This is a genomic window from Pseudarthrobacter sp. CC4 (assembly GCF_048957775.1).
GTDB lineage: Bacteria > Actinomycetota > Actinomycetes > Actinomycetales > Micrococcaceae > Arthrobacter.
In genome coordinates this window covers 58,058-82,923 of sequence record NZ_JARCCZ010000001.1, presented here as the reverse complement: position 1 = coordinate 82,923, position 24,866 = coordinate 58,058, and the positions used below count along the sequence as shown (strand labels likewise).

Below are 24,866 nucleotides of genomic sequence, written 5' to 3'. Positions count from 1 at the left end.
GGGGCTAGAGCCCCAGGGCTTCGCTGACGTCGCGGAGCACCTCGTCCAGCGCGGCCCGCGCCGCCTGCCGGGCGGCGGGCAGTTCGGCCGCGGACCCCACGTGGTGGATCACCTCGAGGTAGCACTTGAGCTTGGGCTCGGTGCCGCTGGGCCGGATGATCACCCTGGTGAGGTTCCTGGTTACGTACAGGAGGCCGTCAGTGGGCGGAAGCCCGTCGCTGCCCTCGGCAAGATCGGCATAAACCTCAACTGCGGATGACCCGAACGTTTCCGGCGGGGAAACCCTCAGCCGGTTCATCATGGCGTCCAGCAGCCCCAGGTCCGCAACCCTGATGCTGAGCTGGTCGCTGGCGTGCAGGCCGTGCTGCAGGTAGAGCTCGTCCAGGGTGTCAAAGACGGATTTGCCGTCAGCCTTGGCGGCCGCGGCAAGTTCGGCAATGAGGAGGGCAGCCGAAATGCCGTCCTTGTCCCGCACCAGGTCCGGGGCCACGCAGTATCCCAGCGCTTCCTCGTAGCCGTACACCAGCCCGGGAACCCGGGAAATCCACTTGAAACCGGTGAGGGTTTCCTGGTGGGTGTATCCGGCTGCCGCAGCGATGCGGGCCAGCAGCCTGGAGGACACGATCGAATTCGCGAACACGCCCTTGCCGCCCTCGTCCGCGCCGCCGTCGTCCTTTCCTCCGCCCGCGGCAAGCCGGGCGGCTATGTGCGCGCCAAGCAGCGCGCCCACTTCGTCCCCGCGGAGCATCCGCCAGGCCCCGGTGTCCGGGTCCTTGGCCGCAACGGCGGCCCGGTCGGCATCCGGATCATTGGCGATCACGATGTCCGCGGCCTGCCGCTCAGCGGCCTCCAGCGCGAGGTCAAGTGCCCCGGGCTCTTCCGGATTCGGGAAGCTGACAGTGGGAAAGTCCGGGTCCGGCTCGGCCTGTTCCGCCACCAGCGTGATGTCCGTGAAACCTGCCGCGTTCAGCACTGCCAGTGCGGTCCCGCCGCCCACGCCGTGCAGGGGGGTCAGGACAATGCGCAGGTCGCGGGCCGGGAAGTGGTCCGGCAGGGCCAGCCCGGCGGTCGCCCGTTCGTAGTCTGACGCGATGGAGCTGTCCAGGAGGGTCCAGCCGGCAGGGGCCAGGGTGATGGATTCCAGCGGCCCCACGGCGTTGATCCTGGCCGCGATCTCGGCATCGTAGGGGGCCACGATCTGGGCACCGTTGCCGCTGTCCGCCACGGCGTGGCGGCCCAGGTACACCTTGTAGCCGTTGTCCTGGGGAGGATTGTGGCTGGCGGTCACCATGACGCCGCCGTCGCACTCCAGCGCCCGGACCGCGTAGGCCAGCAGGGGAGTGGGCAGCGCAGCGGGCATCAGGAAGGTCTCGATTCCGGCGGCCGTGAAGATGGCGGCAGTTTCTTCCGCGAAGATGTCTGAGTTGTAGCGGGCGTCGTAGCCGACGACGGCGCGCGGCCGCGTTCCCGGCGAGGCCTCGGCCACCGCCGAGAGCAGGAAGTCCGCGAGGCCGGCAGCGGCCCGCCGCACCACCACCCGGTTCATCCGGTTCGGGCCCGGCCCCAGGGCGGCCCGGAGCCCCGCCGTGCCGAACTGCAGTGTGCCGCGGAAGCTGTCCGCCAGTTCCTGGCGTGCGGCGGGGACGCCGTTGTCGACGAGCTGGACGAGTTCCAGGAGGGAAGCCGATGTGACGGGATCCGGGTCTTGGGCAGCCCATTCGCGGGCTTCATTGAGCAGGCGGAAATCGGCATCGGAAGACGTCATGGGCCTAACGCTATCGTCATTGGCCGCCGAAGCCGTGCCGCCTCCCGCGGAAAAGCGGAAAATTCACCGCAGGGCTGTCCCGCGTCAGAGCCGGGCGATGATTTCGGCGAGCAGCTTGGAAATCCGCGGCCCCGCCGCCTGTCCGGACTCGATGACTTCCTGGTGGCTCAAGGGCCGGGGGCTGATGCCGGCGGCAAGGTTGGTGACCAGCGAGATGCCGAAGACTTCCATCCCTGCGTGCCGCCCGGCGATGGCCTCCAGCGCCGTGGACATGCCCACCAGGTCCGCGCCGATGCGCTTGGCGTACTGCACCTCGGCCGGCGTCTCGTAGTGCGGGCCGGGGAACTGCGCATACACGCCCTCCTCCAGGGAGGCGTCAACCTCCCTGGCCAGGCCGCGGATCCGCGCCGAGTAAAGGTCCGTGAGGTCCACGAAGGTGGCGCCCTCCAGCGGAGAGGCGGCGGTGAGGTTGATGTGGTCGCTGATCAGCACGGGAGTTCCCGGGGTCCACTGTTCCTGCAGGCCGCCGCAGCCGTTGGTGAGCACCAGGGTTTTGCAGCCCGCCGCCGCGGCTGCGCGGATGCCGTGCACCACCGCGCGCACGCCCTTGCCCTCGTAGTAGTGCGTCCTTGCGCCCAGGACCAGGGCCCTCTTGCCGCCCTTGGTCAGCACCGAGCGGATGGTGCCCACGTGGCCCTCCACGGCAGGAGCATGGAAGCCTGGAACTTCTTCCGCGGACAGGGTCGCGGTGGTCTCGCCGATCAGGTCGGCCGCCTCAGCCCAACCGGAGCCGAGCACGAGGGCGACGTCGTGGCTGTCCACGCCTGTTTCCTCGGCGATGTAGTCGGCGGCGGCATGTGCGGCCGCGAAGGGATCGGTGTTCAGGAAGTCAGTTGTACTCACTGGTACAAGCTATCCTGCCGCCTGCGCCGGCGCCCACCCCGGCCGCCCGCACTGCCGTCCGCCTTCCTGCCAGGTCCTGAGAGACCGTTTTCTTTGGCGGTGCGGGGGAGTTGCAGGAGAATGGTGGATTGTGACTACGCATCCAGATTTCAGCTCGCCCCGGATCGCAATCCTGGGAGGTGGTCCCGGCGGGTACGAAGCCGCCATGGTGGCCGCCTCGCTCGGGGCGCAGGTCACCATCATCGAGCGGGCCGGGCTGGGCGGATCAGCAGTGCTGACCGACGTCGTCCCGTCCAAGACCCTGATCGCCACCGCGGACCTCATGACGCGCGTGGGCGAGGCGGGCGAGCTGGGAGTGAAATTCGACGTCGACGGCGGCGACTTTGTCCCGGTAATGCGCGCCGACCTCAAGCACATCAACGACCGGCTGCTGAACCTCGCGCGCAGCCAGTCCAAGGACATCCATGACGGCCTGGAGCACCAGGGAGTGCGGATCCTTGCCGGATCCGGCCGCCTGCTGGACGACCACACCATCGAGGTCCTCACAGCGGAGGGCACCGAAACAGTTGAAGCGGACACGATCCTGCTCGCCGTGGGTGCCCACCCGCGCGAGCTTGCCACGGCCAGGCCGGACGGCGAGCGGATCCTCAACTGGACGCAGATCTACGACCTCGATGAACTGCCCGAGGAACTGATCGTGGTGGGTTCCGGTGTCACCGGCGCAGAATTCGCCTCCGCGTACAACGGCCTGGGGTCCAAGGTGACGCTGATTTCGAGCCGTGACCGCGTGCTTCCCGGGTCCGATGTGGATGCTGCAGTGGTGCTGGAGGAAGTGTTCGAGCGCCGCGGCGTCCGCGTCCTGTCCCGTTCCCGCGCCGAGAGCGTGGAACGGACGGACGACGGCGTGCTGGTCACCCTCAGCGACGGGTCCAAGGTCACCGGCAGCCACTGCCTGCTGTGCCTGGGCTCCATCCCCAACACGGCCGGAATCGGCCTCGAGGAGGCCGGAGTGGCGCTCAGCGAGAGCGGCCATATTAAAGTCGACGGCGTTTCACGCACCTCCGCGCCCAACATCTACGCCGCAGGCGACTGCACCGGCGTGCTCCCGCTGGCCTCCGTCGCGGCAATGCAGGGGCGCATTGCGGTGGCCCACTTCATGGGCGACACCGTTACCCCGCTCAAGCTGCACCAGGTGGCGTCCAACATCTTCACCTCGCCGGAAATTGCCAATGTTGGGGTTTCCGAGGCCGAGATCGATTCCGGCAAGTACCAGGGCGACGTCATCAAGCTCTCGCTGCGCAGCAACGCCCGCGCCAAGATGCGCAACCACCGGGACGGCTTCGTGAAAATCTTCGCCCGCAAAGGCTCAGGCACCGTCATTGGCGGGGTGGTGGTGGGACCGAACGCGTCCGAATTGATCTTCCCGATCTCCATCGCGGTGAAGCAGAAGCTGCACGTTGACGACGTCGCCAGCACCTTTACCGTCTACCCATCCCTGAGCGGATCGATCTCGGAAGCGGCGCGGCGCCTGCACGTGCATCTGTAGTCCATAGGTAAGGGCCCAAAGTCCCCTGCCGGGTTGCGCCCCATTGCTACACTCTGCTCATGGTTGGGCTTCCCTTCACGGGAAACGGGCTGGTGCATGCCGGCTTCGTCGGGCTGGGAATCCTCGCAGCCCTGCTGTTCTACGCCTATGAAAAGCGCCGCCGCGGCCTGTCCGATCCACGGCTGTGGCCCATTGCCGGTTTCGCAGTAGCCTTCGGGGCCGTTGGTTCCAGGGTGCTCACCTGGGATATTTCCCGTCAGGTTTCCCTTGCAGACTGGTGGGGCAACGGCGACCGCAGTATCCTGGCTGGCCTTGTGGGCGCTTGGCTTGGTGTCCTCCTCGGCAAACGGCTGACCGGGTACCGGGAGAAGACCGGTGACCTGCTGGCCCCCGCGGTGGCCGTGGCGCTGGTCATCGGCCGCGTCGGCTGCCTCCTGACCGAACTGCCCGGCACCCCGACCGGGGGAGCCTGGGGGATAGCCCTCACCCCGGCGCAGGCTGCGGTGCTCGGCGGGCCGGCCGAAGTGGGACTTCATCCATCCTTTGCCTATGAAATTGCCTTCCATCTTGTGGCGTTTGCGGCAATGTGGCGTTATCGGGACAGCTTGCCCCGCCCTGGCGACCTCTTCATCTGCTACGTGACTTCCTACGCCCTGTTCCGGTTCGGGGCCGAATTCGTGCGCGGCAACGAGGTGCTTTGGCTGGGGATGAGCCGTCCCCAATGGTTCCTCCTGGTGATTCTCCCCCTGCTGTCCTGGCGGATGCTGCGGGTATTCGGGAAACCACTCCGCCCGAAGTTGGAAGGAAAAATGGCATGAGCGAGGACAACCCCGACGTTCCGCGGAACCCGCCCCCACCGCCCGGGCGTGAGGAGCCGCCCGCCGAACCAAGGCGAGGTTCCATGGGGCTCGGAATCCTGGTGGGGGCTGCTGCCCTTTATGCCCTCTATTTCGGGACAACGAGTGGCATTGCTCCGGATGAAGGGTATAAGACCTTCCTCGCGGGGCCCGCCGCATTAATACCAGTGGCAGCCTACCTGGGGCTGGCCGTTGTGCTTGCAGTCCAGCCCCGCACGTCCCGGCTGGGTGCGGGGCTGCTTATTGGCCTGGGGATCTTCACCCTGCTCGGCGGCGGGATCTGCGTTGGAGCCCTCGCGCGGATGCGAGCCTGAGATGAACCCGTCCTCTGCGTCCCCAGCACGGACCCTGCCCGGCCCCGGCCAACCGCTGCGCGGCGACCGGATCCACCGGTACGTCACAGCATTCTGTCCCTATTGCCACGAAACGAATCGACCGCTCGCACAGGTGCGGCGGCTCTCCGGCGCGCTGCTGATCCGGGATGACCGGGTGTGGCTGGAACGCGGCTGCCCGGACCACGGGCTGGTCAGCACCTTGTACGACGAGTCTCCGGAAATCCTGCGCTACCTGGAGAAGTGGCAGGCGCCGACCAAGCAGCACATCCCTGACCAGGCCGGTAATTACCGCCAGATACCCGAGGCGTATGCCTACGGGCTTCCGGCAATGCAGACGCAGCACACCTGCATCCTCCTGCAGGACATCATCGAGCACTGCAATTTGCGCTGCCCCACCTGCTTCACAGCATCGGGCCCGCAGCTACAGGGCGTCGCGCCCCTGGACCAGGTGCTGGCGAACGTTGACACCCGGCTTTCCCGTGAGAATGGGCGCCTGGATGTGCTGATGCTGTCCGGCGGGGAACCGACGCTCTACCCGCAGCTAGCCGAACTGCTGGCGGAGCTGGTTGCGCGGCCGATTGTCCGGATCATGGTGAACAGCAACGGCATGCTGCTCGCCACCGACGATGAGTTGCTCTCGCTGCTGGCCAGGCACCGGGACCGTGTGGAGGTCTACCTCCAGTACGACGGGCCGTCGAAGGAGGCCTCGGTCCACCACCGCGGCGGTGACCTGACGCGCTTCAAGGACGCAGCGATCTCACGCCTCTCCGAGGCGGGCGTCTTCACCACGCTGACCATGACGGCAACCCTCGGCGTCAACGACGGCGAGGTCGGCGCCGTCGTCATGCGCGCCTTGGAGACCCCGTTTGTCGGTGGAGTCGCATTGCAACCGGTGTTTGGTTCAGGACGCGGGCACGGCATCGACCCCATGGACCGGCTCACGCATACGGGCGTACTCCAAAGGCTCGCGGAGCAAACCAACGGCGTAGTTTCCTGGCACGACCTGACAGCCCTGCCGTGCTCGCATCCGCACTGCGCGTCCGTCGGGTACATGCTGAAGGACGATTCCGGAACGTGGCGATCGCTCGCTGCCCTGATCGGGCATGACCAACTGCTGGCATGGCTCGAGCTGCATCCTGACAGCATTGCCAACCGTATCGCCGACAGCGCAGTCCCGCTTGAACTGCGCAGCCTCATGAAGTCTTCGCTTCTCGACCTGCTCAGCGAGCAGTCTTCCCTTTCCCATCCGCGGACAGCCGATCTTTGGAAAAACATCTGCACCCAGTGCGACCTTGGCATCGGTACTCTCACCACGCTTGCCGCCGGCAAGCTTCCGGGCCAGCAACAGCGGCTGCGCCGGCTCCTCGCAGAGCGGGTCACCAGGATCATGGTGAAACCGTTCATGGATATGTCCACCATGATCGAGGAACGGCTCACCCAGTGCTGCGTGCACGTGGGAACCAAGAGCGACACCGGTGACCACCAGTGCGCTCCTTTCTGCGCAGTCCAGGCATGGCCAGCCCTGGCGGTGCAGCGGATGAGCACGGCCACTGGCCAACAGCTTCTCCCGGTCCGCCAGGTTTAAGGAGGAATGATGAGCTCTGCCTCGGATGCCGGGCGCATTGCAGCGGGGGCACTGCCGTCGGAGCTTGTGGCGTCCGGGAGGGCCCCGCACCCGTCCCGCAGCGGCGCAGGCCATGACAACCAGCCCACGGCACCGTACGATCCGCTGCGCCTGTGCATTTTCGCCACTATCGCCCTGCTCGGCTGGGTGGCCGGCCCCGCAGCGCTGACGGTGTTCGCAACCATCGGGTTCGCCGGCTACTGGAAAGCCCGGCGCAATGGCCTCAAGAAGTCAAACTGCTATCTTCAGGACACCAGGCTGGTACTGACGTATCTGGGAGCCCTGCTCGGGGCCGGGCTCTGGGGAATTTATGCCCTGGTGGCCGGTTTCCTTGGCCCTTGACCATGCGCACATATTCGGCAGCAATGAATCAACCGGTATGAAAGGTTAGGTACCAGCAATGACAACAGCACTTGTGAGGCCGCGCCGCGGCAAGATGATTGGCGGCGTCTGCGCAGCCCTGGCAGCCCGCTTTGGACTCCCGAAATTCCTGGTCCGGCTGGGCTTCGTGATCTTTGGGCTGGTGGGGGTAGGCGAACTCGCCTACATCGTGCTGTGGATCATCATTCCCAAGGAACCGGCGTAACCACACATGCTGGCCGGGGGCCGGGTCCCGGGCCGGAAGGCCTGCGGACCGGTCCGCGCCGCTGGGACGTTGTGCCCTAGTCTTCCGCTGCGCCCTGCACGCACAGTTGAGCATGGCTAAGATCTATATTCCCTACGGCAGCATTGAAGGGCAGACAGCCCACATAGCCGAGTACATCGCGGACGTCATCCGGGCCCACGGGCACCAGGCCGAAACGGTGGACCTCAAGCACAACACGGGCAGGCTTCCGGACGGGCAGGACGGCGTCATCGTGGCGGCATCGGTGCATATGGGCAAGCACGAGGGCTTTGTTGCCGACTTCGTCCGCGAAAACCGCACGGAACTAGACCAGGTGCCCTCCGCCCTGGTTTCGGTCAGCCTGGCCGCCCACGGGGACGAAGCCAACGCGGAAAGCCAGGTAAAGCAGTTCGAGGAGGAGACCGGCTGGCATCCCCGGCACGTGGCAATGTTCGGCGGTGCGCTCCTGTACACGCGGTACAACTTCCTGAAGCGCCAGCTGATGAAGAAGATCGTCAAGGACAAGGGCTCCCAGGACCTCGACACCTCCCGCGACTACATCTATACCGAATGGGACGGCGTAAAGCACTTCACGGAGGATTTCCTGGCCCGGCTGGCGCGTCCGGCAAACCCCTCCTAGGGCGGCTGGAGAACCTCAACCACAAGGCCCAAATTCAGGCGGCCGGAACCGCCTGGAAGTGTTTTTCGATGAGCCCCTTGATGTCCTCGTGGCAGCCGCCGCAGCCAGTGCCCGCACGGGTTGCCTTGGACACGTCTGCCACCGTGGAGCAGCCTTCCTCAACTGCGCCCTGGATGGCGGCTCCGCTGACGCCCGCGCACCGGCATACGGTGCCGGCGGGATCGGCGGGACCCGTGCCGGGCAGCTGGTCCGGGCCGTCAAGGCGCAGCAGCAGGGACCGGTCTGCCGGCAGTTCGGCGCTGCGTTCGAACAGCCCCACAAGCTCGGCGGCGGTGCGTGGCATGCCCACAGCCACCAGCCCTTCAAGAACGCCGCCGCGGGTCGTCATCTTCACGTAGCGGCCGTGCTCCGGATCCGCCCACTGGGCAACCTGGAGGCGCGGGCGCCCGTCCACGGCACCGGCGGACAGTGCTTCCTCGTCCCACGGCTCGGCAGCGTTGTCCCCGGCCACGGCCATGTTCATGCCGCGTGCCTTCAGGACGATGACGCCGGCCTGCTCCGCAGGCAGTTCCGGCAGGACTTCGGCTTGCTCCGGCGTGCCTGCGGCCAGGAGGGCCAGGTATTCGGCCAGCCATTCGGCCTGGCGCCAGCCCGGCCCCACCAGGCCAGACGGTCCTTTGGCATTGCGGCAGGATGCGCAGCCAGGGTCCGGGCAGCGCACCTCCGCGCAGTCGCCGATGGCGAAGATGTGCGGCTCGTGGTGGGCGCGGAGCTTGTGGTCCACCAGGATTCCTGCGGACGTGGAAAGCCCGCAGCCCTCGGCCAGCTCCGTTCGGGGACGGACGCCGCAGGACAGCACCAGGAGGTCGCCGTCGATCGCTGACCCGTCATCAAGCAGCAAAGCGGAGAAACCGCCGTCGGGAGCGTTGTGCTCCACCCCGGTGGAGCGGGCATTGCCGGCCATCCGGACGCCGCAGCGGCGCAGGCTGGCAGCCAGGACGGCGCCGCCGCCGCGGTCGATGTTGCGTCCCAGGGGGTGGGGCCCGTTGTGGACCACGGTGACGGTGGCGCCTTCTTCGGCCGCGGCCAGGGCCGTCTCCAGGCCCAGGACGCCGCCGCCCAGGACGACTACCCGCTTGCCGCCCTCCACTGCCTGGCGCAGCACGTCGGCGTCACGCAGGTCGCGCAGCGCGGTGACGCCGGCCGGAAGGACAGGGTGGGTGGGGTCCGGGTTGATGCCGGTGAGGTTGGGAATGACCGGGCGTGAGCCGGTGGCAAAGACCAGGCGGTCGTAGTGGACTGCTGCGCCGTCGGAGAGGATGACCTGCTGCCGGGCCCGGTCCACCCTGCGGACGCGGAGGCCGAGGCGGACATCCACACCGTCGCCGGCCAGGGCGTCCGCGTCGGAGAGTGCCAGGGCATCGGCCGTGGTGCGTCCAACGCCGAGGTCGGCGACGAGAACCCGGTTGTAGGCTGCTTCAGCTTCCTCGCCCACCACAATCAGGGTGGCCAGGCCGGTGCGGACCGCGGGCAGGAGTTCGTCCACCAGCCGGGCCGCCACCGGGCCGAATCCCACAATGACAATCTGCTCGCTCATGAGGCCTCCGTCGTTTGAAGCACGTTGGTGGAGAGGGGAACGGCCACGGGCCGGACCCACACGGTGTTGAATTTGAATTCGGGCATCCCGGAGATGGGGTCCGTGGCCGCCTCGGTGAGGCGGTTGGCGCTCTCCAGTTCGGGGAAGTGGAAGGGCAGGAAGACCGTCTCGGGACGGATGGCGTTGCTGAGTTGGGCCCGGCACACCACTTCGCCGCGCTCGTTGGCCACCGACACGAGCGCGCCTTCGGTGATGCCCATCGATGCTGCGGCTGCCGGATGGATCTGCACCTGTGCCTCCGGCTGCGCTGCCAGCAGTTCCGGCACCCGTCGGGTCTGCGCGCCGGACTGGTAGTGCTCCAGGAGGCGGCCCGTGATCAGTGTCATGGTCTTGGCAGCTATGCCATCCCCTGCAGGGGGCGCAGCAGGAGTACGACGGCGGCGCGGCGTCACCGGGACCATCACGGCTTTGCCGTCAGCGTGCGCGAAAGCGTCCTGGAACAGGCGCGGCGTGCCGGTGCTGCCGGCGGGGTAGGGCCAGTAGGCGGCCTCCCCGCGGTCCAGCATGGCGTAGTCGATGCCCGAGTAGTCGGCCAGCCCGCCGGCGGAGGCCAGGCGGAGTTCCTCGAAGACGGTTTCGGGGTCTTCGCTGTAGGTGGACGGTGCGTCCAGGGCCTCGGCCAGCCGCGCCATGATCCAGAGTTCGCTGCGGGCACCCGGCGGGGGCGCAAGGGCGCGGCGGCGGCGCAGCACCCGCCCTTCGAGGTTGGTCAGGGTGCCTTCCTCCTCCGCCCACTGGAGCACCGGGAGGATGAGGTCCGCCTCGACTGCGGTCTCGGACATAAAGAAGTCGCAGACCATCAGGAAGTCCAGGCTGCGGAGCCCCTGGATCACCGCGTTCGCGTCGGGGGAAGCCACGGCGATATTGGAGGCGTGGACGAAAAGGCAACGGACGCCGTCGGGCTTTCCCAGTGACTGAAGCAGCTGGACGGCGGGCAGGCCGGGGCCGGGAATAAGTTCCTCGGGAACGCCCCAGACGCCGGCTACATGGGCGCGGGCGGCGGGGTCGGTGATCTTGCGGTAGCCGGGGAGCTGGTCCGCCTTCTGGCCATGTTCGCGGCCGCCCTGGCCGTTGCCCTGGCCGGTGAGGGTGCCGTAGCCGCTGCGGGCGGAACCGGGCAGGCCCAGCAGGAGGCTCAGGTTGATGGCCGCGGTTGCAGTATCGGTGCCGTCCACGTGCTGTTCCACGCCGCGGCCGGTGAGGATGTAGCTGCCGCCCTGGCGGGTCCCGGCGGCGAGCCGGCGGGCTGTTTCCCGAATGAGTTCGGCCGGGACGCCGGTGAGGGACTGGACGCGTTCGGGCCAGAAGGAGTTGACGCTGCGGGCTACGGCGCTGTAGCCGGAGGTGCGTTCCTCCAGGTAGGAAGTGTCCACCAGGTTCTCGTGGATGACCACGTGGGAGATGCCCAGCAGGAGGGCCAGGTCGGTGCCCGGCAGGGGCTGGAGGTGGAGGCCTCCGCCGTCGGCCGTGAAGGCAGCTGTGGCGGAGCGGCGGGGATCAACCACGATCAGCCCGCCGGCGTCGCGCGTTCCCTTGAGGTGCTGCACAAAGGGCGGCATGGTCTCGGCCACATTCGAGCCCAGCATCAAAATGGTGCTGGCGGTGTCCAGGGACTCCAGCGGGAACGGCAGGCCGCGGTCGACGCCGAAGGCCCGCATACCGGCAGCCGCGGCGGAGGACATGCAGAAGCGGCCGTTGTAATCGATCCTCGACGTGCCCAGGGCAAGCCGGGCGAACTTGCCCAGCATGTAGGCCTTTTCGTTGGTCAGGCCACCGCCGCCGAAAACGCCGACGGCGTCCGCCCCGTGGCGTGCGCGGGCATCCTTCACCGCGGCGACTGCAAGGTCCAGGGCCTGCTCCCAGCTGATGGGGCGGTGGACGCCGTCGGGGCCTTTCAGCAGCGGCTCGGTGATCCGGCCGGCGTGGTTCAGGAGGCTGGGGGACGTCCAGCCCTTGCGGCAGAGGCCGCCGCGGTTGGTGGGGAAATCCCGTCCCTGGACTGTGAGCGGAACGTTGGTGGGCGCCTGGGGCGCTTCATGTTCCGCTGCGGGTGGTGCGGACACGGGGACTGGCCCCGGCTGGGAAGCCGGGGCCAGGCCCGTTGGAGACGTGAGCGTCATGGCGCACTGCAGGGCGCAGTAAGGGCAGTGCGTGTCGGCGCTTGTGGTCATGTTAGACGTGTCCCATCGCATTTCGGTTGGCGTTGCGGATGTAGCAGGCCCAGCAGACAACCAGCATCAGGACATACGCTCCGACGAAGCCGTAGAAAGCGGATGTGTAGGAGCCGCTGGCGGAGTTCGATGCGTTCAATACCTGGGGGATCACGAATCCGCCGTAGGCGCCGATGGCCGAGATGAGGCCAAGGGCCGAGGAGGCCAGGCGCTGGGTGGCTACGGAGCTGGCGCCGTTCTTTGCTGCCCGGCTGGAGGTGGCGAAGATGACCGGGATCATCCGGTACGTGGCGCCGTTTCCAAAGCCGCTGGCGGTGAAGAGCATCAGGAAGAGCGCCAGGAAGAGCCAGAAGTTCTTCAGCGGCAGGGTCCAGATCATGGTCAGGGTGATCACGGCCATGGAAGCGAATGCCGCGATGGTCATGCGGGCGCCGCCCATCCGGTCAGCCATCCGTCCGCCGTAGGGCCGGGCCAGGGAACCCACCAGCGGGCCGAGGAACGCGAGGGACAGTGCCACGGTCCCCACTCCGATCGAGGAGAAGGCCGGGAAGTAGTCCTTGATGAGCTTGGGGAAGACACCGGCGAATCCGATGAACGAACCGAAGGTGCCGATGTACAGCAGTGCCATGATCCACAAGTGCGGTTCCTTCAGCGCTGCGATCGAACCGGCCACGTCACCCTTGGCGCTGGTGAGGTTGTCCATGTATTTGAAGGCGCCGAACGCGGCGATCAGGATGAAGGGGACCCACATCCAGCCGGCCATGGGGAGGTTGACGCTGCCGACGGCGAGCATGGTGATCACAATCGGGACGGCGAGCTGTGCCACGGCGGCACCCATGTTGCCGCCCGCAGCGTTCAGGCCCAGTGCCCAGCCCTTTTCACGGGCGGGGTAGAAGAACGTGATGTTGGCCATGGAGCTGGCAAAGTTGCCGCCGCCGAAGCCGGCCAGGGCTGCCACGAGGAGCATGACGCCGAAGGGGGTTTCCGGGTTGGACACGCAGAGTCCGAGGCCGATGGCGGGGATCAGGAGCAGCAGGGCGGACACGATGGTCCAGTTGCGGCCGCCGAAGCGGGGAACCATGAAGGTGTAGGGGATGCGGAGGGTTGCGCCCACCAGGCTGGGCATGGAGATGAGCCAGAAAATCTCGGAGGTGGAGAACGTGAAGCCTGCTGCGGGCAGCTGGACCACAACGATGGACCAGAGCTGCCATACGACGAAGCCGAGGAATTCGGCGAAGATGGACCAGTTGAGGTTGCGGCGGGCAATGGTGCGGCCGGCGGTTTCCCACTGCTCCTTGTTCTCGGCATCCCAGTTGGCGATCCAGCGGCCGGGGCGGAATTCAAGGGCGGGGGAGTCTGTGGTGCGGGTGGTGCCGGGCTGTGCGCTGGCGGCTGCGGAACCTTGTACGTCGAGGTCAAGGGAATTGCCGGTGCCGGCATCAGCGGTGCGATCAACAGTCACGGTGTACCTCCTTCGGGGGATGTTGTTCCTCCAAGGTAAAGAAGCCGCGTTTCACGGACCGACGATGTTTGTTAACGCGCTGTGACATTTGCCTATCGGCGGCCAGGGGCCGCTGTTAGGCGAGGGTTAATGGCCAAAAATGAGACAGACTGCATCTGTCCGCATGCTGGACCTTTTGTCCATTCACTGGAACGCGGGAACTAATATTGGACTCTAACTATTTCGACCCGGAGCACGACTGCTGCCTCCGGACGGTTCTCACGAAAGCGTTTACCTATGTCATCCACCGAAACCTCCACGGTGCCCGGATCCCCGCAGCCCGTGAACTCCCGGGGCCGCGTGATCGTAGCCAGCCTGATCGGCACCACGGTCGAGTTCTACGACTTCTACGTCTACGCCACGGCCGCGGTGCTCGTCTTTCCGCAGCTGTTCTTCCCCAACCAGAACGAAACAACCCAGCTCCTGAGCTCCTTCGCGGTATTCGGTGTGGCCTTCGTGGCCCGCCCGCTCGGCTCGATCGTCTTTGGCCACTTCGGCGACAAGTTCGGCCGCAAGGGCACGCTGGTGGCATCCCTGCTCACCATGGGTATTGCCACCTTCCTCATCGGCTGCCTGCCCACCGCCCTGGTTCCGGGCTGGGCGTTCTGGGCCCCCGCGCTGCTGGTGGTCATGCGCTTCGCCCAGGGCCTGGCCCTGGGTGGTGAATGGAGCGGCGCTGCGCTCCTGGCCACCGAGAATGCGCCCGCGAACAAGCGGGCCATCTACGGCACCTTCCCCCAGCTGGGCGCCCCCATCGGCTTCATCATCGCCAACGTGATCTTCCTGGTGTTCAGCTACGCACTCTCCCCGGCCGACTTCCAGGCCTGGGGCTGGCGCGTTCCCTTCCTGCTCAGTGCCGTCATGGTCATCATCGGCCTGTACGTCCGGCTCAAGCTGATCGAAACCCCCGCCTTCACCAAGGTGATCGAGTCCAACGAGGTCGCCAAACTGCCGCTGGGCCGGGTGTTCAAGACCAGCTGGCGCCAGCTCATCCTGGGTACGTTCATCATGCTCGCCACCTACGTGCTCTTCTACCTGATGACCACCTTCACCCTGACCTTCGGCACCCGCCCCGCCAGCCTCGAGGCCGCCAGGGCCGCGGCTGAAAAGGCCGGCAAGCCTATGTCGGAAGCGGCCGCCGCCGCGTTCGTCCCAGGCCTGGGCTACACCCGCAACGACTTCCTGTGGATGCTGATTGCCGGCGTCGTCTTCTTCGGCATTTTCACGCTGGTCTCCGGACCGCTGGCCGAGAAGTACGGCCGCCGCAAGATGCTCCTGGCCGTCACCGGCGGCATCTTCGTCTTCGGCCTGCTGTTCGTCCCGCTGTTCAGCGGCGGCTTCATTGGCACCATGGCGCTGCTGGTGATCGGCTTCTCCCTGATGGGCCTGACGTTCGGGCCGATGGGTGCACTGCTGCCCGAACTGTTCCCCACGAACGTCCGGTACACGGGTTCAGCCGTCAGCTACAACTTCTCCAGCATCCTGGGTGCAGCGGTGGCCCCGTTCATCGCCGTGGCGCTGTGGGAAATGGCGGACGGCAGCCCGGTCCTGGTGGGCATCTACCTGACCTCCATGGCCGTCCTGACCCTCATTGCCCTGTTTGTGAGCAAGGAGACCCGCGACCTGGACTACGAGAACAACGTGGCCTGACCCGGTCCTGATGGAGATGCCCGGTATGGCCCTGCGGCCTGCCGGGCATTTTCATGCCTACCGGGCGTAGCGGGACACGAAGTTCCGCAGGATCTTCATGGGTTCGGTGGCAGTGAACTGCCGGGCGCTCTCCATCAGCTCCTCGGCCGACTCCGGCGGAAAATACCCCGCGTGCCGGTAAATGTCGATCCGGGTGCACAGGCCTTCAGCGTCCAGCTCCGGATGGAACTGCGTGGCATACAGGTTTTCCCGGACCCGGAACATGTGCACCGGGCAGGCCGCGGAGCGGGCCAGCAGGACCGCATGCGGCGGCAGGACGGTGCAGGCCTCCTTATGGCCGGTGAACGCCGTAAATGTCGGGGAGAGTCCCTCCAGTAAGGGGTCCTCAAGCCCGGCCTCCGTCAGCTCGATCTCCACCCCGCCCAGGGGTTCGCCGTAGGTCCTGTCGATCACGGCGCCCTGGTGCCGCCCCAGCGTCCCCACCCCGTAGCATGCCCCCAGGAACGGGAAGTCGCGGGCCACCAGTTCGTCCAGCAGTCCTGCGAGCTCGCGCTCCACCCGGTGCTGAACGGAGGATTTCGTTTCCGGGAGATCGCTCGAGGTGAAGGGGCTGCCGCCCACAATCACGCCCGAGTAGCTGGAAAGGTCCAGGCTGGGCAGCGGCGCAGCTTCCAGGCGCACCCTCCGCAGCTCCCGCGGCTCCAGCCCGCCGTACCGGAGGTAGGCGGCGTACTCGTCCTCGGCGGCAGCATCCTCCGCCCGCGAGGCCAGGAGCAGGAAAGGCAACATCTGCTAAGTGTGCCGGTTGGAGACCGGTCTGTCAGCCAATATCAGCTGGCAGGCTGGGTGAGGGAGCGGCGCGACTGCGGCCGCGCGGCGGGGTCCGCGTGCCGGTGCACGAGCTTCCAGTAGCCTTCCTCGCGCCGGAAAATACTGGTGACCCGGAGTGCGAACTCCTCCGCGGCGGCAGCACCGTCCAGGCGTGCCCGGAAATGTTCGGTCTCCACGAGGTAGGCGGTGTCCCGGGCGGTGTAGGACGAGATGGTGTCGAACCCGAGCATCTGTCCGTCCTGGAACTGCCGGGCAGCCTGGTCCAGCCTGGCCTCCACTTGTGCCCAGCCGCGGGCTATCCCGCCGAACGGGTTGGCCAGGGTGACGTCGTCGAGCCGCGAATAGAGCTCCTTGATGGGGCCGGGGTTGCCCTGGGTGATTTCGGGGACGGCAAGGTGGTAGCGGTCCACTTCTTCCTGGAAGCTGGGTGCGAGCATGGGTGCCTCCGGCGCTTAGTCTTCGATGATGGCAATGACAGCGCCGGCAGAAACTGTTTCGCCGGATGATGCCTGGAGCCCGATGATGGTTCCCGAGCGGTGCGCGGTCAGCGGCTGCTCCATCTTCATCGCCTCGAGGACCACCACCAGGTCTCCCTCGGTCACAAGGTCGCCGTTCGCGACGGCGACCTTCACGATGGTGCCCTGCATGGGGGAGGTGAGGGCGTTGCCGGTGGCGACAGCCGGGCCGCCGGAGCGTGAGCGCTTCTTCGATTTGGCGGGCTTGGCTGCCGTTGCCGCCCCGCCCGTTCCCAGGGAACCGAGGGAGGCGGGCAGGACCACCTCGAGCCGCTTGCCGCCCACTTCCACCACCACGCGCCGGCGCTCTTCCGCGCCGTCGGTGTCAGCAACTCCGTCGGGCGTCCAGGCCGGAAGGTTGTTGACGAACTCTGTCTCGATCCACCGGGTGTGGATCTTGAACGGGCCCTCGGCCGGGGCGAATGCGGGATCGGAAACCACCGCGAGGTCGAACGGGATGACGGTGGGAATGCCCTCCACCACCATCTCCTCCAGGGCGCGGCGGGCCCGCTGCAGGGCCTGTGGCCGGCTGGCGCCCGTCACGATCAGCTTGGAGAGCATGGAGTCGAAGTTGCCGCTGATCTCGTCACCCTGTTCGATGCCCGAGTCGATCCGGACTCCGGGGCCAGTGGGATTCTTCAGCACGCGCACGGTGCCGGGAGCCGGCATGAAGTTCCGGCCCGGGTCCTCACCCGTGATGCGGAATTCGATGGAGTGGCCGCGCACCTCGGGGTCGCCGTAGCCGAGCTCTTCGCCACGTGCCAGCCGGAACTGCTCGCGCACCAGGTCGATGCCGGTGACTTCCTCGGAAACGCAGTGCTCCACCTGCAGGCGGGTGTTGACTTCCAGGAAGGAGATGGTGCCGTCCTGCCCCACGAGGAATTCGCAGGTGCCGGCGCCCAGGTAGCCGGCTTCCTTGAGGATGGCCTTGGAGGATTCGTAGAGGCGCCGGTTCTGGTCCTCGGTCAGGAACGGGGCGGGGGCTTCCTCCACCAGTTTCTGGTTGCGGCGCTGCAGGGAGCAGTCGCGGGTGGAGACCACCACGACGTTGCCGTGGGCGTCCGCCAGGCACTGGGTTTCCACGTGCCGGGGGGCGTCCAGGAAGCGCTCGATGAAGCATTCGCCGCGGCCGAAGGCGGCGGTGGCTTCACGGACAGCCGATTCGTACAGTTCGGGGATTTCTTCCCTGGTCCGGGCCACCTTGATGCCGCGGCCGCCGCCACCGAAGGCGGCCTTGATGGCCACCGGCAGGCCGTACTGGTCCACGAAGTCCAGGATCTCCTCGGCGGACTGCACGGGGTCGGCGGTGCCGGGAACCTGGGGGGCGCCCACTTTTTCGGCGATGTGCCGGGCCTGGACCTTGTCGCCGAGGGCAGAGATGGCTTCCGGCGACGGGCCGATCCACGTGATGCCGGCGTCGATCACGCGCGCGGCGAATTCGGCGTTTTCGGCAAGGAAGCCGTAGCCGGGGTGGATGGCGTCGGCGCCGGACTGGAGGGCGGCGTCGATGATCTTGTCCATCACCAGGTAGGACTCGGCCGCGGTGTTCCCGCCCAGGGCGTAGGCCTCGTCAGCGAGGCGGACGTGCAGGGCGTCACGGTCCGGGTCCGCGTAGACCGCCACGGAGGCGATGCCTTCATCACGTGCGGCGCGGATGATGCGGACGGCAATTTCACCGCGGTTGGCGATCAGCACCTTCGTGAGGGTCGACTGCGTGGTTCCTGCGGACTGCTCCAAATTTGCTGACAAGGCGTCTCCTTCTTTCCTTCAGGGAGCCTAGCGCGGTTTTGAGGGTTCCGCCGATATTACTTGCGGAATCCGCGTGTAAACGCTCCAGCCTTTGTAGGGAAGCTACAAGACGCTACGAAATGCGGCGCTTTTACCGCGCCGGGCGGGGCTCCGCTCAAGCGGGCCAGAGGTCGGTGATGCGCACGTTCGCCGAGGCCAGCAGGTCCCGGAGGGTGGAGACGGAAAGCCCGACGACGGTGTGCGGGTCGCCGTCGACCTTCCGGATGAACGCCCCGCCCAGGCCGTCGATGGTGAAGGACCCGGCGCAGTGCAGCGGCTCGCCGGTGGCGATGTAGGCATCGATCTCGGCCGGTTCCATCTCCAGGAAGGAGACCGCGGCGGAGGCAACCGTCCCCAAAGTGGCGCCCGAACCCTGTTCCCCGCCGCCGTCGTCCGGATCGGTGTCCCGGCAGTCCACCAGCCAGTGGCCCGTGTGCAGCACCCCCGTGTTGCCGCTCATCCGCAGCATGCGCTCACGGGCCACGGCGGCGGTGTACGGCTTGCCGTGCGCCTCGCCGTCGAATTCGAAGACGGAATCGCAGCCAAGGACCAGCGCCCCTTCTGCTTCCGGCAGGGCGGCCACGGCTTCGGCCTTTGCCCGGGCAAGCAGCAGCGCGGTGTCATGGGGGTCGGTAACGCCGTACCGGGCCTGGACGGCGTCCTCGTCCACGTCCGAGACCAGGACGGTGTGGCGGATGCCGGCCTCGGCCAGGAGTTTGGTGCGGGCGGGCGACTGGGAAGCGAGAATCAGGCGGGGCACCATTCCAGCCTAGTGGACCAGTTCCCCGGACGCCCGTGCGGCCTCGGGCCGGCTGAGCTTGGCGCCCTCCACGTCCACATCCGGCAGGATCCGGTCCAGCCAGCGGGGCAGCCACCAGGACTTTTCGCCCAGCAGGTACATCACGGCCGGAACGATGGTCATGCGCACCACGAAGGCGTCCAGGAGCACGCCGAACGCCATCGCGAAGCCCAGCGGCCGGACCATGGTGAGGTGGCTGAAGATGAAGCCCGCGAACACGCTGACCATGATGATCGCGGCGGCGGTCACCACGGCGGCCGCGTGGCGGAAGCCCACCCGGACGGCTTCCTTGGCCGAGGATCCGTGCATGTAGGCCTCGCGCATCCCGGAGGCGATGAACACCTGGTAGTCCATGGCCAGGCCGAACAGCACGCCGATCAGGATGATGGGCAGGAAGCTCAGCACGGCGCCGGGGTTGGCCACGTCGAACACGCCACCCAGCCAGCCCCACTGGTACACGGCCACCACCGCGCCGAAGGCAGCGGCGAGGGACAGCAGGAAGCCGCCGGTTGCCAGCAGCGGCACCACGATGGAGCGGAACACCAGCAGGAGCAGGACCAGGGAAAGTCCGACGACGATTGCCAGGTAGGGCGGCAGGGCGTCGCCGAGCTTCGTGGAGACGTCGATGTTGCCGGCGGTCTGGCCGGTGAGGCCCATGGCGACGCCATACTCGGACTGGATGTCGTCATTCAGGCCGCGAAGCTCCGAGACGACCCGGACGGTGCTGGCGCTCGCCGGGCCTTCCTCGGGGATGACCTGGAACACCGCGGTGCGGCGGTCCTCGCTGAGTGCGACGGGCACGGCGGCCACCACGTTGTCCACGGCACGGAGCTTGTCCGCGACGTCGTACTGCAGTGCCTGCGCCTGGGCCTCGTCCAGGTTTTCCGGGAACTCACCCACGGCCACGATGGGGCCGGTGACGCCTTCGCCGAAGCTCCGCGCGGTCAGGTCGTAGGCCTGGTAGGCCTCGGAGTCCACCGGCTCCGAGCCGCCGTCGGGCAGTGCAAGCTGCAGCTGGGTGGCCGGGAGCGCGAGGGTGCCGAGGAGGAGCACCCCGGCCAGGAGCGCCACGATGGGGTGCCGGGTGACCAGGCCGCCCCAGCCGTGCGTGCTGCGTTCGCGGTCCTTGGCCTCATCGGCTGCTTCATGGCCGGGTTCGGCGTTGTGGGCCTCGGCTTTGGCCCAGGCCCGCCGGGAGATGATGCGGCGCCCGATCAGGGACAGCATGGCCGGGGTGAGGGTGATGGCCACCAGGACAGCCACTGCCACGGTGCCGGCCGCGGCCAGGCCCATCACGGCGAGGAAGGGCAGCCCGGGAACCACCAGGGCCGCAAGGGCGATGATCACGGTCAGCCCGGCGAAGACCACCGCATTGCCGGACGTTCCGGTTGCCCGGGCCACGGATTCCTCCGGATCCATTCCGGCGAGCAGCTGGGTCCGGTGCCGGTTCACGATGAACAGGGAATAGTCGATGCCGACGGCCAGGCCCAGCATGAGGGCCAGCATGGGTGAAATGGAGCTCATGTCGAACAGGCCGGACAGGGCGAACGTGATGCCGACGCCGATGCCGACGCCCACGATCGCCATCAGCAGCGGCAGCCCGGCGGCAACCAGGGTGCCCAGCATGAGGATCAGGACCAGGGCCGCGACGGCGATGCCAATGACCTCGGCCGCGCCGAAGAGTTCGGAGATGTCCTCGGTGATCTCCTTGCTGGCATACGCGGTCACGCCGGCAGCGGAAGCTTCATGGGCGATGTCCTGGACCTGCTGGCGGACCTCCGGGCTGAGGCCATTGATGGAGGTGTTGAACTGCACCTGTGCCACTGCCGCGCGCCCGTCCTCCGACACGAAGCGGATGGCGGACGATGCCTCGGCCTGGCGCTTGCCCAGCTCGAGCTTTGCCTTGCCCGCTTCCAGTTCCCGGGTGCCGGCTTCGAGCCGTGCCTGCCCTTCGGCAAGGGCTGCCTTTTGCTGGCCGAGCCGGGCTTCGATCAGGGCCGCCGGGGCGCCGGCCGCCGCCAGCTGCTGTTCCGCTGCGGCGAGCTGCTCCTGCCCGGCTTCAAGCTGGGCGCGGGAGGCGTCCAGCTGTGCCTGGCCTGCGGCAAGCTGCTGCTCGCCGTCGGTGATGGCCTGGCCGGCCTGGTCCACCTGGGCCTGGGTGGCGAAGGGATCCACGGTGCCGCGGACACCCTGCACGGTCTTGAGCTTCTCCAGGGCCTCAGAGACGGCGGCCCGGCTCCCGGCGGTGAAACCGCCGTCGGGCGCTTCAAAGACGATGGTGGCGGTGCCTCCGGACGCCGAGGGAAGCTCTTCCTTCAGCTTGTCCGCGATCCGCTGCGTCTCAGTGCCTGGGATCTGGAAGTTGTTGGAAAGTGTGCCGTGGAAGGCTGCGGCGGAACCACCCACGGCCACCAGGGCGGCAAGCCACAGTGAGATGACCAGCCAGCGCCGGCGGTAGGAGAATTTGCCCAGGCGGTACAGGAACAGTGCCATGCGAGGAAACCGATCTGATCAGGAGGAACGGGTGGCGGAAGAGGATGGGGCAGGTGCACTGCCTGTGGTGAAGCCTGAGCCGAGCAGTGCCATGGCGTCGATCAGCAGTTGCCGCAGCTCGGCCAGGGATGCCGGCGAGAGGTCCGCGCCGCGGCGGGCAAACCAGACCTCCATTGCCGCCTTGCCGCAGGAGATGACGGAACCGGCCAGGGCACGGAGGTAGAGCTCGTTTTCGGCGCCCGGAGTGGCGGCAGCCCGGCTGCGTGCCACAGCGGTGATCTGTTCCCGGCAGTGGTCCCATGCTTCCAGTTCGGAGTGGGACATAAGCGTGCTCTGCTGGGTCAGGGTGAAGAGTTCCGCCAGCGGGGCCACTGTCATGGGGTCCGCCAGCGCCATCAGGGCCTCCTGCGCCGACTGCAGGATGGGCTCCTCCGCGGGCCGGAGTTTGAACTGCTGTATCGCGTTATCCAGGAAGCCATGGATGATGGAAGCCAGGGCGGCGTCGGTGCTGCCGAAGTAGTTGAAGAACGTCCGGCGTGAAATCCCGGCGGCGTCTGCGATGTCCTCAACCGTGAAGTTGCCGGGGCCCTTGCTTCGCAGGAGGCCCAGTGCGGCGTCGGTAATGGCCTGGCGGGTGGCCGCCTTGTTCAGCTCGCGGCGCGATGGTGCGGCCGGTGGCGGGACGGAGGTTCCCTCTTGGGCAGACTCTGCAGAAACAGTCACCCGTTTACACTAGGTGCAACTTTGCACTCTGCGCAACTTACTTTCACAGGAGAATGAAAGGTTCCGAACAGGCCCCGCATGACTTGCTGCCCAATTCTGTAAGTGTCCCGAAAAGGACCAATCATCAGCAGCCGTCACCCGACGGCGGATCCAGGAGACACGTAATGTCACGCACAAAGAAGATGACCCTTGGCCTGTCAGCTACGGCGCTGGCCCTTGGTGCCGGTATCGGAGTTGCCGGCATGGCCTCCGCCACCACCGCACCCGCTCCCACGCCCAGTGCCAGCTCCAGCGCGTCCCCGGACGGGGGCGCCGGCACCGCTCCCGGCGGAGGCATGGGCAAGCGCGGCCGGGGCGGCGAACGGGGCGTAGCCCAGGCAGCCGCGCTCGCCGGGAAGCTGGGTGTCGACGAAGCCAAGGTGGCCGAAGCGCTCCAGGCCTTCCGCGAAGCCAATAAGCCTGCCACGCCGCCTGCGGAGGGGGAGAGGCCGGACCCCGCCGCCCGCGATGCCTCGCTGGCCAAGTCGCTTGCCGAATCGCTGGGCATCGAGGAGTCCAAGGTCACTGCTGCTCTGGAGGAGCTCCGCACGGAGAGGCAGGCCGCGAAGGCTGCGGCCCTCAAGACGCGGCTGGACCAGGCCGTCACGGACGGAAAGCTGACGCAGGCCGAGGCCGACGCCGTCACCAAGGCGGTGGAAAACGGCATTATCGGCGGCGGCGGTCACTGACGCGGCCATGACGCCAAGTGGGCCAGCCGCCTAACGCAGTAGAAGTTCCCGGGAAGACTTCCCGGGAACTTCTACTGTGTTGTTGCAGGGGGTGAGCAGAGGCCCTTAGGCCTTCGCGTCCGCCAGTTCACGCGAGGCGGTGTCCGTGGCGGTTCCGTCGGACGGGGCATCGGTATCAGCGCCGGCAACAGAATCGTCCACGAAGGGCGTGCCGTTGCGGGGAGCGTTGTACAGCTGCTCGTCGAGGATGCCCTGGCGCTTGGCCACGATGGTGGGGACGAGTGCCTGCCCGGCCACGTTCACTGCGGTTCGGCCCATGTCCAGGATGGGATCGATGGCCAGGAGGAGTCCGACGCCGGCCAGCGGCAGTCCCAGCGTTGACAGCGTCAGCGTGAGCATCACCACGGCTCCGGTGGTTCCCGCGGTGGCAGCGGAACCGAGGACGGACACCAGAGCGATCAGCAGGTACTGGGTGAAGTCCAGCTGGATGCCGAAGAACTGGGCCACGAAGATCGCGGAGATGGCGGGGTAGATGGCGGCGCAGCCGTCCATCTTGGTGGTGGCGCCCAGCGGAACGGCGAAGGAGGCGTAGGCGCGGGGGACGCCCAGGCTTCGTTCGGTGACGCGCTGGGTCAGGGGCAGGGTTCCTACGGAGGAGCGGGAGACGAAGGCCAGCTGGACGGCAGGCCACACGCCCGAGAAGTACTGCTTGACGGAGAGGCCGTGGGTGCGGACAAGGATGGGATAGACCGCGAAGAGCACCAGGGCAAGGCCCGCGTAGATGGCGAAGGTGAACTTGCCGAGGGCACCGATGGTGTCCCAGCCGTAGACAGCCACCGCGTTGCCGATCAGGCCCACGGTGCCCAGGGGCGCGATGCGGATGATCCACCAGAGCACCTTTTGGATGACAGCCAGTGCGGAGGCGTTCAGGTTCAGGAACGGTTCGGCAGCCTTGCCCACCTTCAGCGCGGCAACGCCGACGGCGGTGGCAATCACCAGGATCTGGAGCACGTTGAAGCTGACCGAGGTGGTGACGGCGCCGGACTCGGCAACGGTGGAGCTGGCGCCCAGTCCCAGGAAGTTCTTGGGGAACAGGCCGACCAGGAAGGCCCACCAGTCACCGGACTTGCCGGAGTACTTGGCTTCCTGGGTGATGCCCGTGTTGGCGCCGGGCTGCAGGAGAACGCCCAGCCCGATGCCGATCAGTACGGCGATCAGCGACGTGATGGCGAACCACAGCAGGGTGTTCCAGGCCAGCTTCGCGGCGTTGGACACCTGGCGAAGGTTGGAAATGGAGCTGACCACAGCGGTGAAGATCAGGGGTACGACGGCGGTCTGCAACAGGGACACATAGCTGGAGCCGATGGTCTGCAGCGTGGCGCCGAGGCCGTTCGGGGCTGCCTTGGTGCTGCCGGTGTACTTGGCCAGCAGGCCGAGGCCCAGCCCCACGATGAGGGCGGCGATGATCTGGACGCCGAACGAGCCGGCCCACTTGGGCAGCTGGAAGCCGGTCTTCCCGGCAGGGGAGGGGGTGCTTGTCTGAGTGCTCACCCGAACACGCTAGAGCCACCCCGAATACCACGGCGAACGAACATTGAGAAATATTACGCGGCCATCGATTCGGCCTGCGCCTAAAAACCCCGGGAAATCAAGGTTGTACAGCGGCCATGTTACTTATTCCCTGCCTGAGTGTGCTTAACATCTCGCGCGATACGGCAAAAGGCCCGACGTGGGTG

At 67.1% G+C, this 24,866-nt stretch carries 21 protein-coding genes; 9 read left to right on the top strand and 12 right to left on the bottom strand.

The window, feature by feature from the left end:
* Positions 1 to 4: 4 nt before the first annotated feature.
* Positions 5 to 1,765, bottom strand: a complete 1,761-nt coding sequence (locus PV768_RS00295) for a phospho-sugar mutase (RefSeq protein WP_421091939.1) — start codon at positions 1,763 to 1,765, stop codon at positions 5 to 7.
* A gap of 84 nt (positions 1,766 to 1,849) precedes the next feature.
* Positions 1,850 to 2,668: a purine-nucleoside phosphorylase gene (locus PV768_RS00290; RefSeq protein ID WP_321215765.1), complete on the bottom strand. Its 819-nt coding sequence runs from the start codon at positions 2,666 to 2,668 to the stop codon at positions 1,850 to 1,852.
* Between the two features lie 130 nt (positions 2,669 to 2,798).
* Between PV768_RS00290 and PV768_RS00285 the strand changes: the two genes are divergently transcribed.
* From PV768_RS00285 to PV768_RS00255, 7 genes are all read left to right on the top strand, one after another.
* Entirely contained in the window at positions 2,799 to 4,214 is a 1,416-nt protein-coding gene (locus PV768_RS00285; RefSeq protein WP_321215766.1) for an NAD(P)H-quinone dehydrogenase, read from the top strand.
* Between the two features lie 59 nt (positions 4,215 to 4,273).
* Positions 4,274 to 5,032: a prolipoprotein diacylglyceryl transferase gene (locus tag PV768_RS00280; protein ID WP_421091938.1), complete on the top strand. Its 759-nt coding sequence runs from the start codon at positions 4,274 to 4,276 to the stop codon at positions 5,030 to 5,032.
* On the top strand, positions 5,029 to 5,385 hold the full coding sequence (locus PV768_RS00275; RefSeq protein ID WP_157238690.1) for a hypothetical protein: 357 nt from the start codon (positions 5,029 to 5,031) through the stop codon (positions 5,383 to 5,385). The genes PV768_RS00280 and PV768_RS00275 overlap by 4 nt, the downstream gene beginning before the upstream one ends.
* Position 5,386: 1 nt before the next feature.
* On the top strand, positions 5,387 to 6,991 hold the full coding sequence (locus tag PV768_RS00270; RefSeq protein WP_157238689.1) for a radical SAM protein: 1,605 nt from the start codon (positions 5,387 to 5,389) through the stop codon (positions 6,989 to 6,991).
* 9 nt (positions 6,992 to 7,000) lie between these two features.
* The gene (locus PV768_RS00265) at positions 7,001 to 7,372 is read left to right on the top strand and encodes a hypothetical protein (protein ID WP_421091937.1); all 372 of its coding nucleotides are present in this window, start codon (positions 7,001 to 7,003) and stop codon (positions 7,370 to 7,372) included.
* Between the two features lie 58 nt (positions 7,373 to 7,430).
* Positions 7,431 to 7,616: a PspC domain-containing protein gene (locus PV768_RS00260; RefSeq protein ID WP_321215769.1), complete on the top strand. Its 186-nt coding sequence runs from the start codon at positions 7,431 to 7,433 to the stop codon at positions 7,614 to 7,616.
* A 112-nt stretch (positions 7,617 to 7,728) separates the two neighbouring features.
* Entirely contained in the window at positions 7,729 to 8,274 is a 546-nt protein-coding gene (locus tag PV768_RS00255; RefSeq protein ID WP_157238686.1) for a flavodoxin domain-containing protein, read from the top strand.
* A gap of 34 nt (positions 8,275 to 8,308) precedes the next feature.
* On the opposite strand, the gene PV768_RS00250 is transcribed toward PV768_RS00255, so the two are convergent.
* From PV768_RS00250 to PV768_RS00240, 3 genes are read right to left on the bottom strand one after another with little or no spacing between them, the layout of a single operon-like run.
* The gene (locus PV768_RS00250; protein WP_321215770.1) at positions 8,309 to 9,871 is read right to left on the bottom strand and encodes an FAD-dependent oxidoreductase; all 1,563 of its coding nucleotides are present in this window, start codon (positions 9,869 to 9,871) and stop codon (positions 8,309 to 8,311) included.
* Positions 9,868 to 12,102 carry a molybdopterin oxidoreductase family protein gene (locus PV768_RS00245; protein ID WP_421091936.1) on the bottom strand — a complete coding sequence of 745 codons (2,235 nt, stop codon included), beginning with the start codon at positions 12,100 to 12,102 and terminating at the stop codon, positions 9,868 to 9,870. The genes PV768_RS00250 and PV768_RS00245 overlap by 4 nt, the downstream gene beginning before the upstream one ends.
* A 1-nt stretch (position 12,103) precedes the next feature.
* Positions 12,104 to 13,564: an MFS transporter gene (locus tag PV768_RS00240; protein ID WP_321215772.1), complete on the bottom strand. Its 1,461-nt coding sequence runs from the start codon at positions 13,562 to 13,564 to the stop codon at positions 12,104 to 12,106.
* Positions 13,565 to 13,840: 276 nt separating this feature from the next.
* Between PV768_RS00240 and PV768_RS00235 the strand changes: the two genes are divergently transcribed.
* Positions 13,841 to 15,253 carry an MFS transporter gene (locus tag PV768_RS00235; protein ID WP_421091935.1) on the top strand — a complete coding sequence of 471 codons (1,413 nt, stop codon included), beginning with the start codon at positions 13,841 to 13,843 and terminating at the stop codon, positions 15,251 to 15,253.
* Between the two features lie 57 nt (positions 15,254 to 15,310).
* Here the strand turns inward: PV768_RS00235 and PV768_RS00230 are convergent, their stop codons facing one another.
* From PV768_RS00230 to PV768_RS00205, 6 genes are all read right to left on the bottom strand, one after another.
* Positions 15,311 to 16,042, bottom strand: a complete 732-nt coding sequence (locus PV768_RS00230) for a glutamine amidotransferase (protein WP_421091934.1) — start codon at positions 16,040 to 16,042, stop codon at positions 15,311 to 15,313.
* Positions 16,043 to 16,083: 41 nt separating this feature from the next.
* Positions 16,084 to 16,521, bottom strand: a complete 438-nt coding sequence (locus tag PV768_RS00225; RefSeq protein WP_104997279.1) for a YybH family protein — start codon at positions 16,519 to 16,521, stop codon at positions 16,084 to 16,086.
* Positions 16,522 to 16,536: 15 nt separating this feature from the next.
* Positions 16,537 to 18,348 (bottom strand): acetyl/propionyl/methylcrotonyl-CoA carboxylase subunit alpha, encoded by a 1,812-nt coding sequence (locus PV768_RS00220; RefSeq protein WP_421091933.1) that lies wholly within the window; start codon positions 18,346 to 18,348, stop codon positions 16,537 to 16,539.
* A gap of 154 nt (positions 18,349 to 18,502) precedes the next feature.
* The gene (locus PV768_RS00215; RefSeq protein WP_421091932.1) at positions 18,503 to 19,147 is read right to left on the bottom strand and encodes a Maf family protein; all 645 of its coding nucleotides are present in this window, start codon (positions 19,145 to 19,147) and stop codon (positions 18,503 to 18,505) included.
* Positions 19,148 to 19,156: 9 nt separating this feature from the next.
* Complete coding sequence (locus PV768_RS00210) at positions 19,157 to 21,679, bottom strand: MMPL family transporter (RefSeq protein ID WP_421091931.1); 2,523 nt, start codon at positions 21,677 to 21,679, stop codon at positions 19,157 to 19,159.
* Between the two features lie 18 nt (positions 21,680 to 21,697).
* A complete protein-coding gene (locus PV768_RS00205; RefSeq protein ID WP_421091930.1) occupies positions 21,698 to 22,402 on the bottom strand; it encodes a TetR/AcrR family transcriptional regulator in 705 nt (234 codons plus the stop codon).
* 164 nt (positions 22,403 to 22,566) lie between these two features.
* On the opposite strand from PV768_RS00205, the gene PV768_RS00200 reads away from it, so the two are divergent.
* A complete protein-coding gene (locus PV768_RS00200) occupies positions 22,567 to 23,130 on the top strand; it encodes a hypothetical protein (RefSeq protein WP_421091929.1) in 564 nt (187 codons plus the stop codon).
* Between the two features lie 105 nt (positions 23,131 to 23,235).
* Here the strand turns inward: PV768_RS00200 and PV768_RS00195 are convergent, their stop codons facing one another.
* Positions 23,236 to 24,681 carry a dicarboxylate/amino acid:cation symporter gene (locus PV768_RS00195; protein WP_421091928.1) on the bottom strand — a complete coding sequence of 482 codons (1,446 nt, stop codon included), beginning with the start codon at positions 24,679 to 24,681 and terminating at the stop codon, positions 23,236 to 23,238.
* Positions 24,682 to 24,866 lie beyond the last annotated feature (185 nt).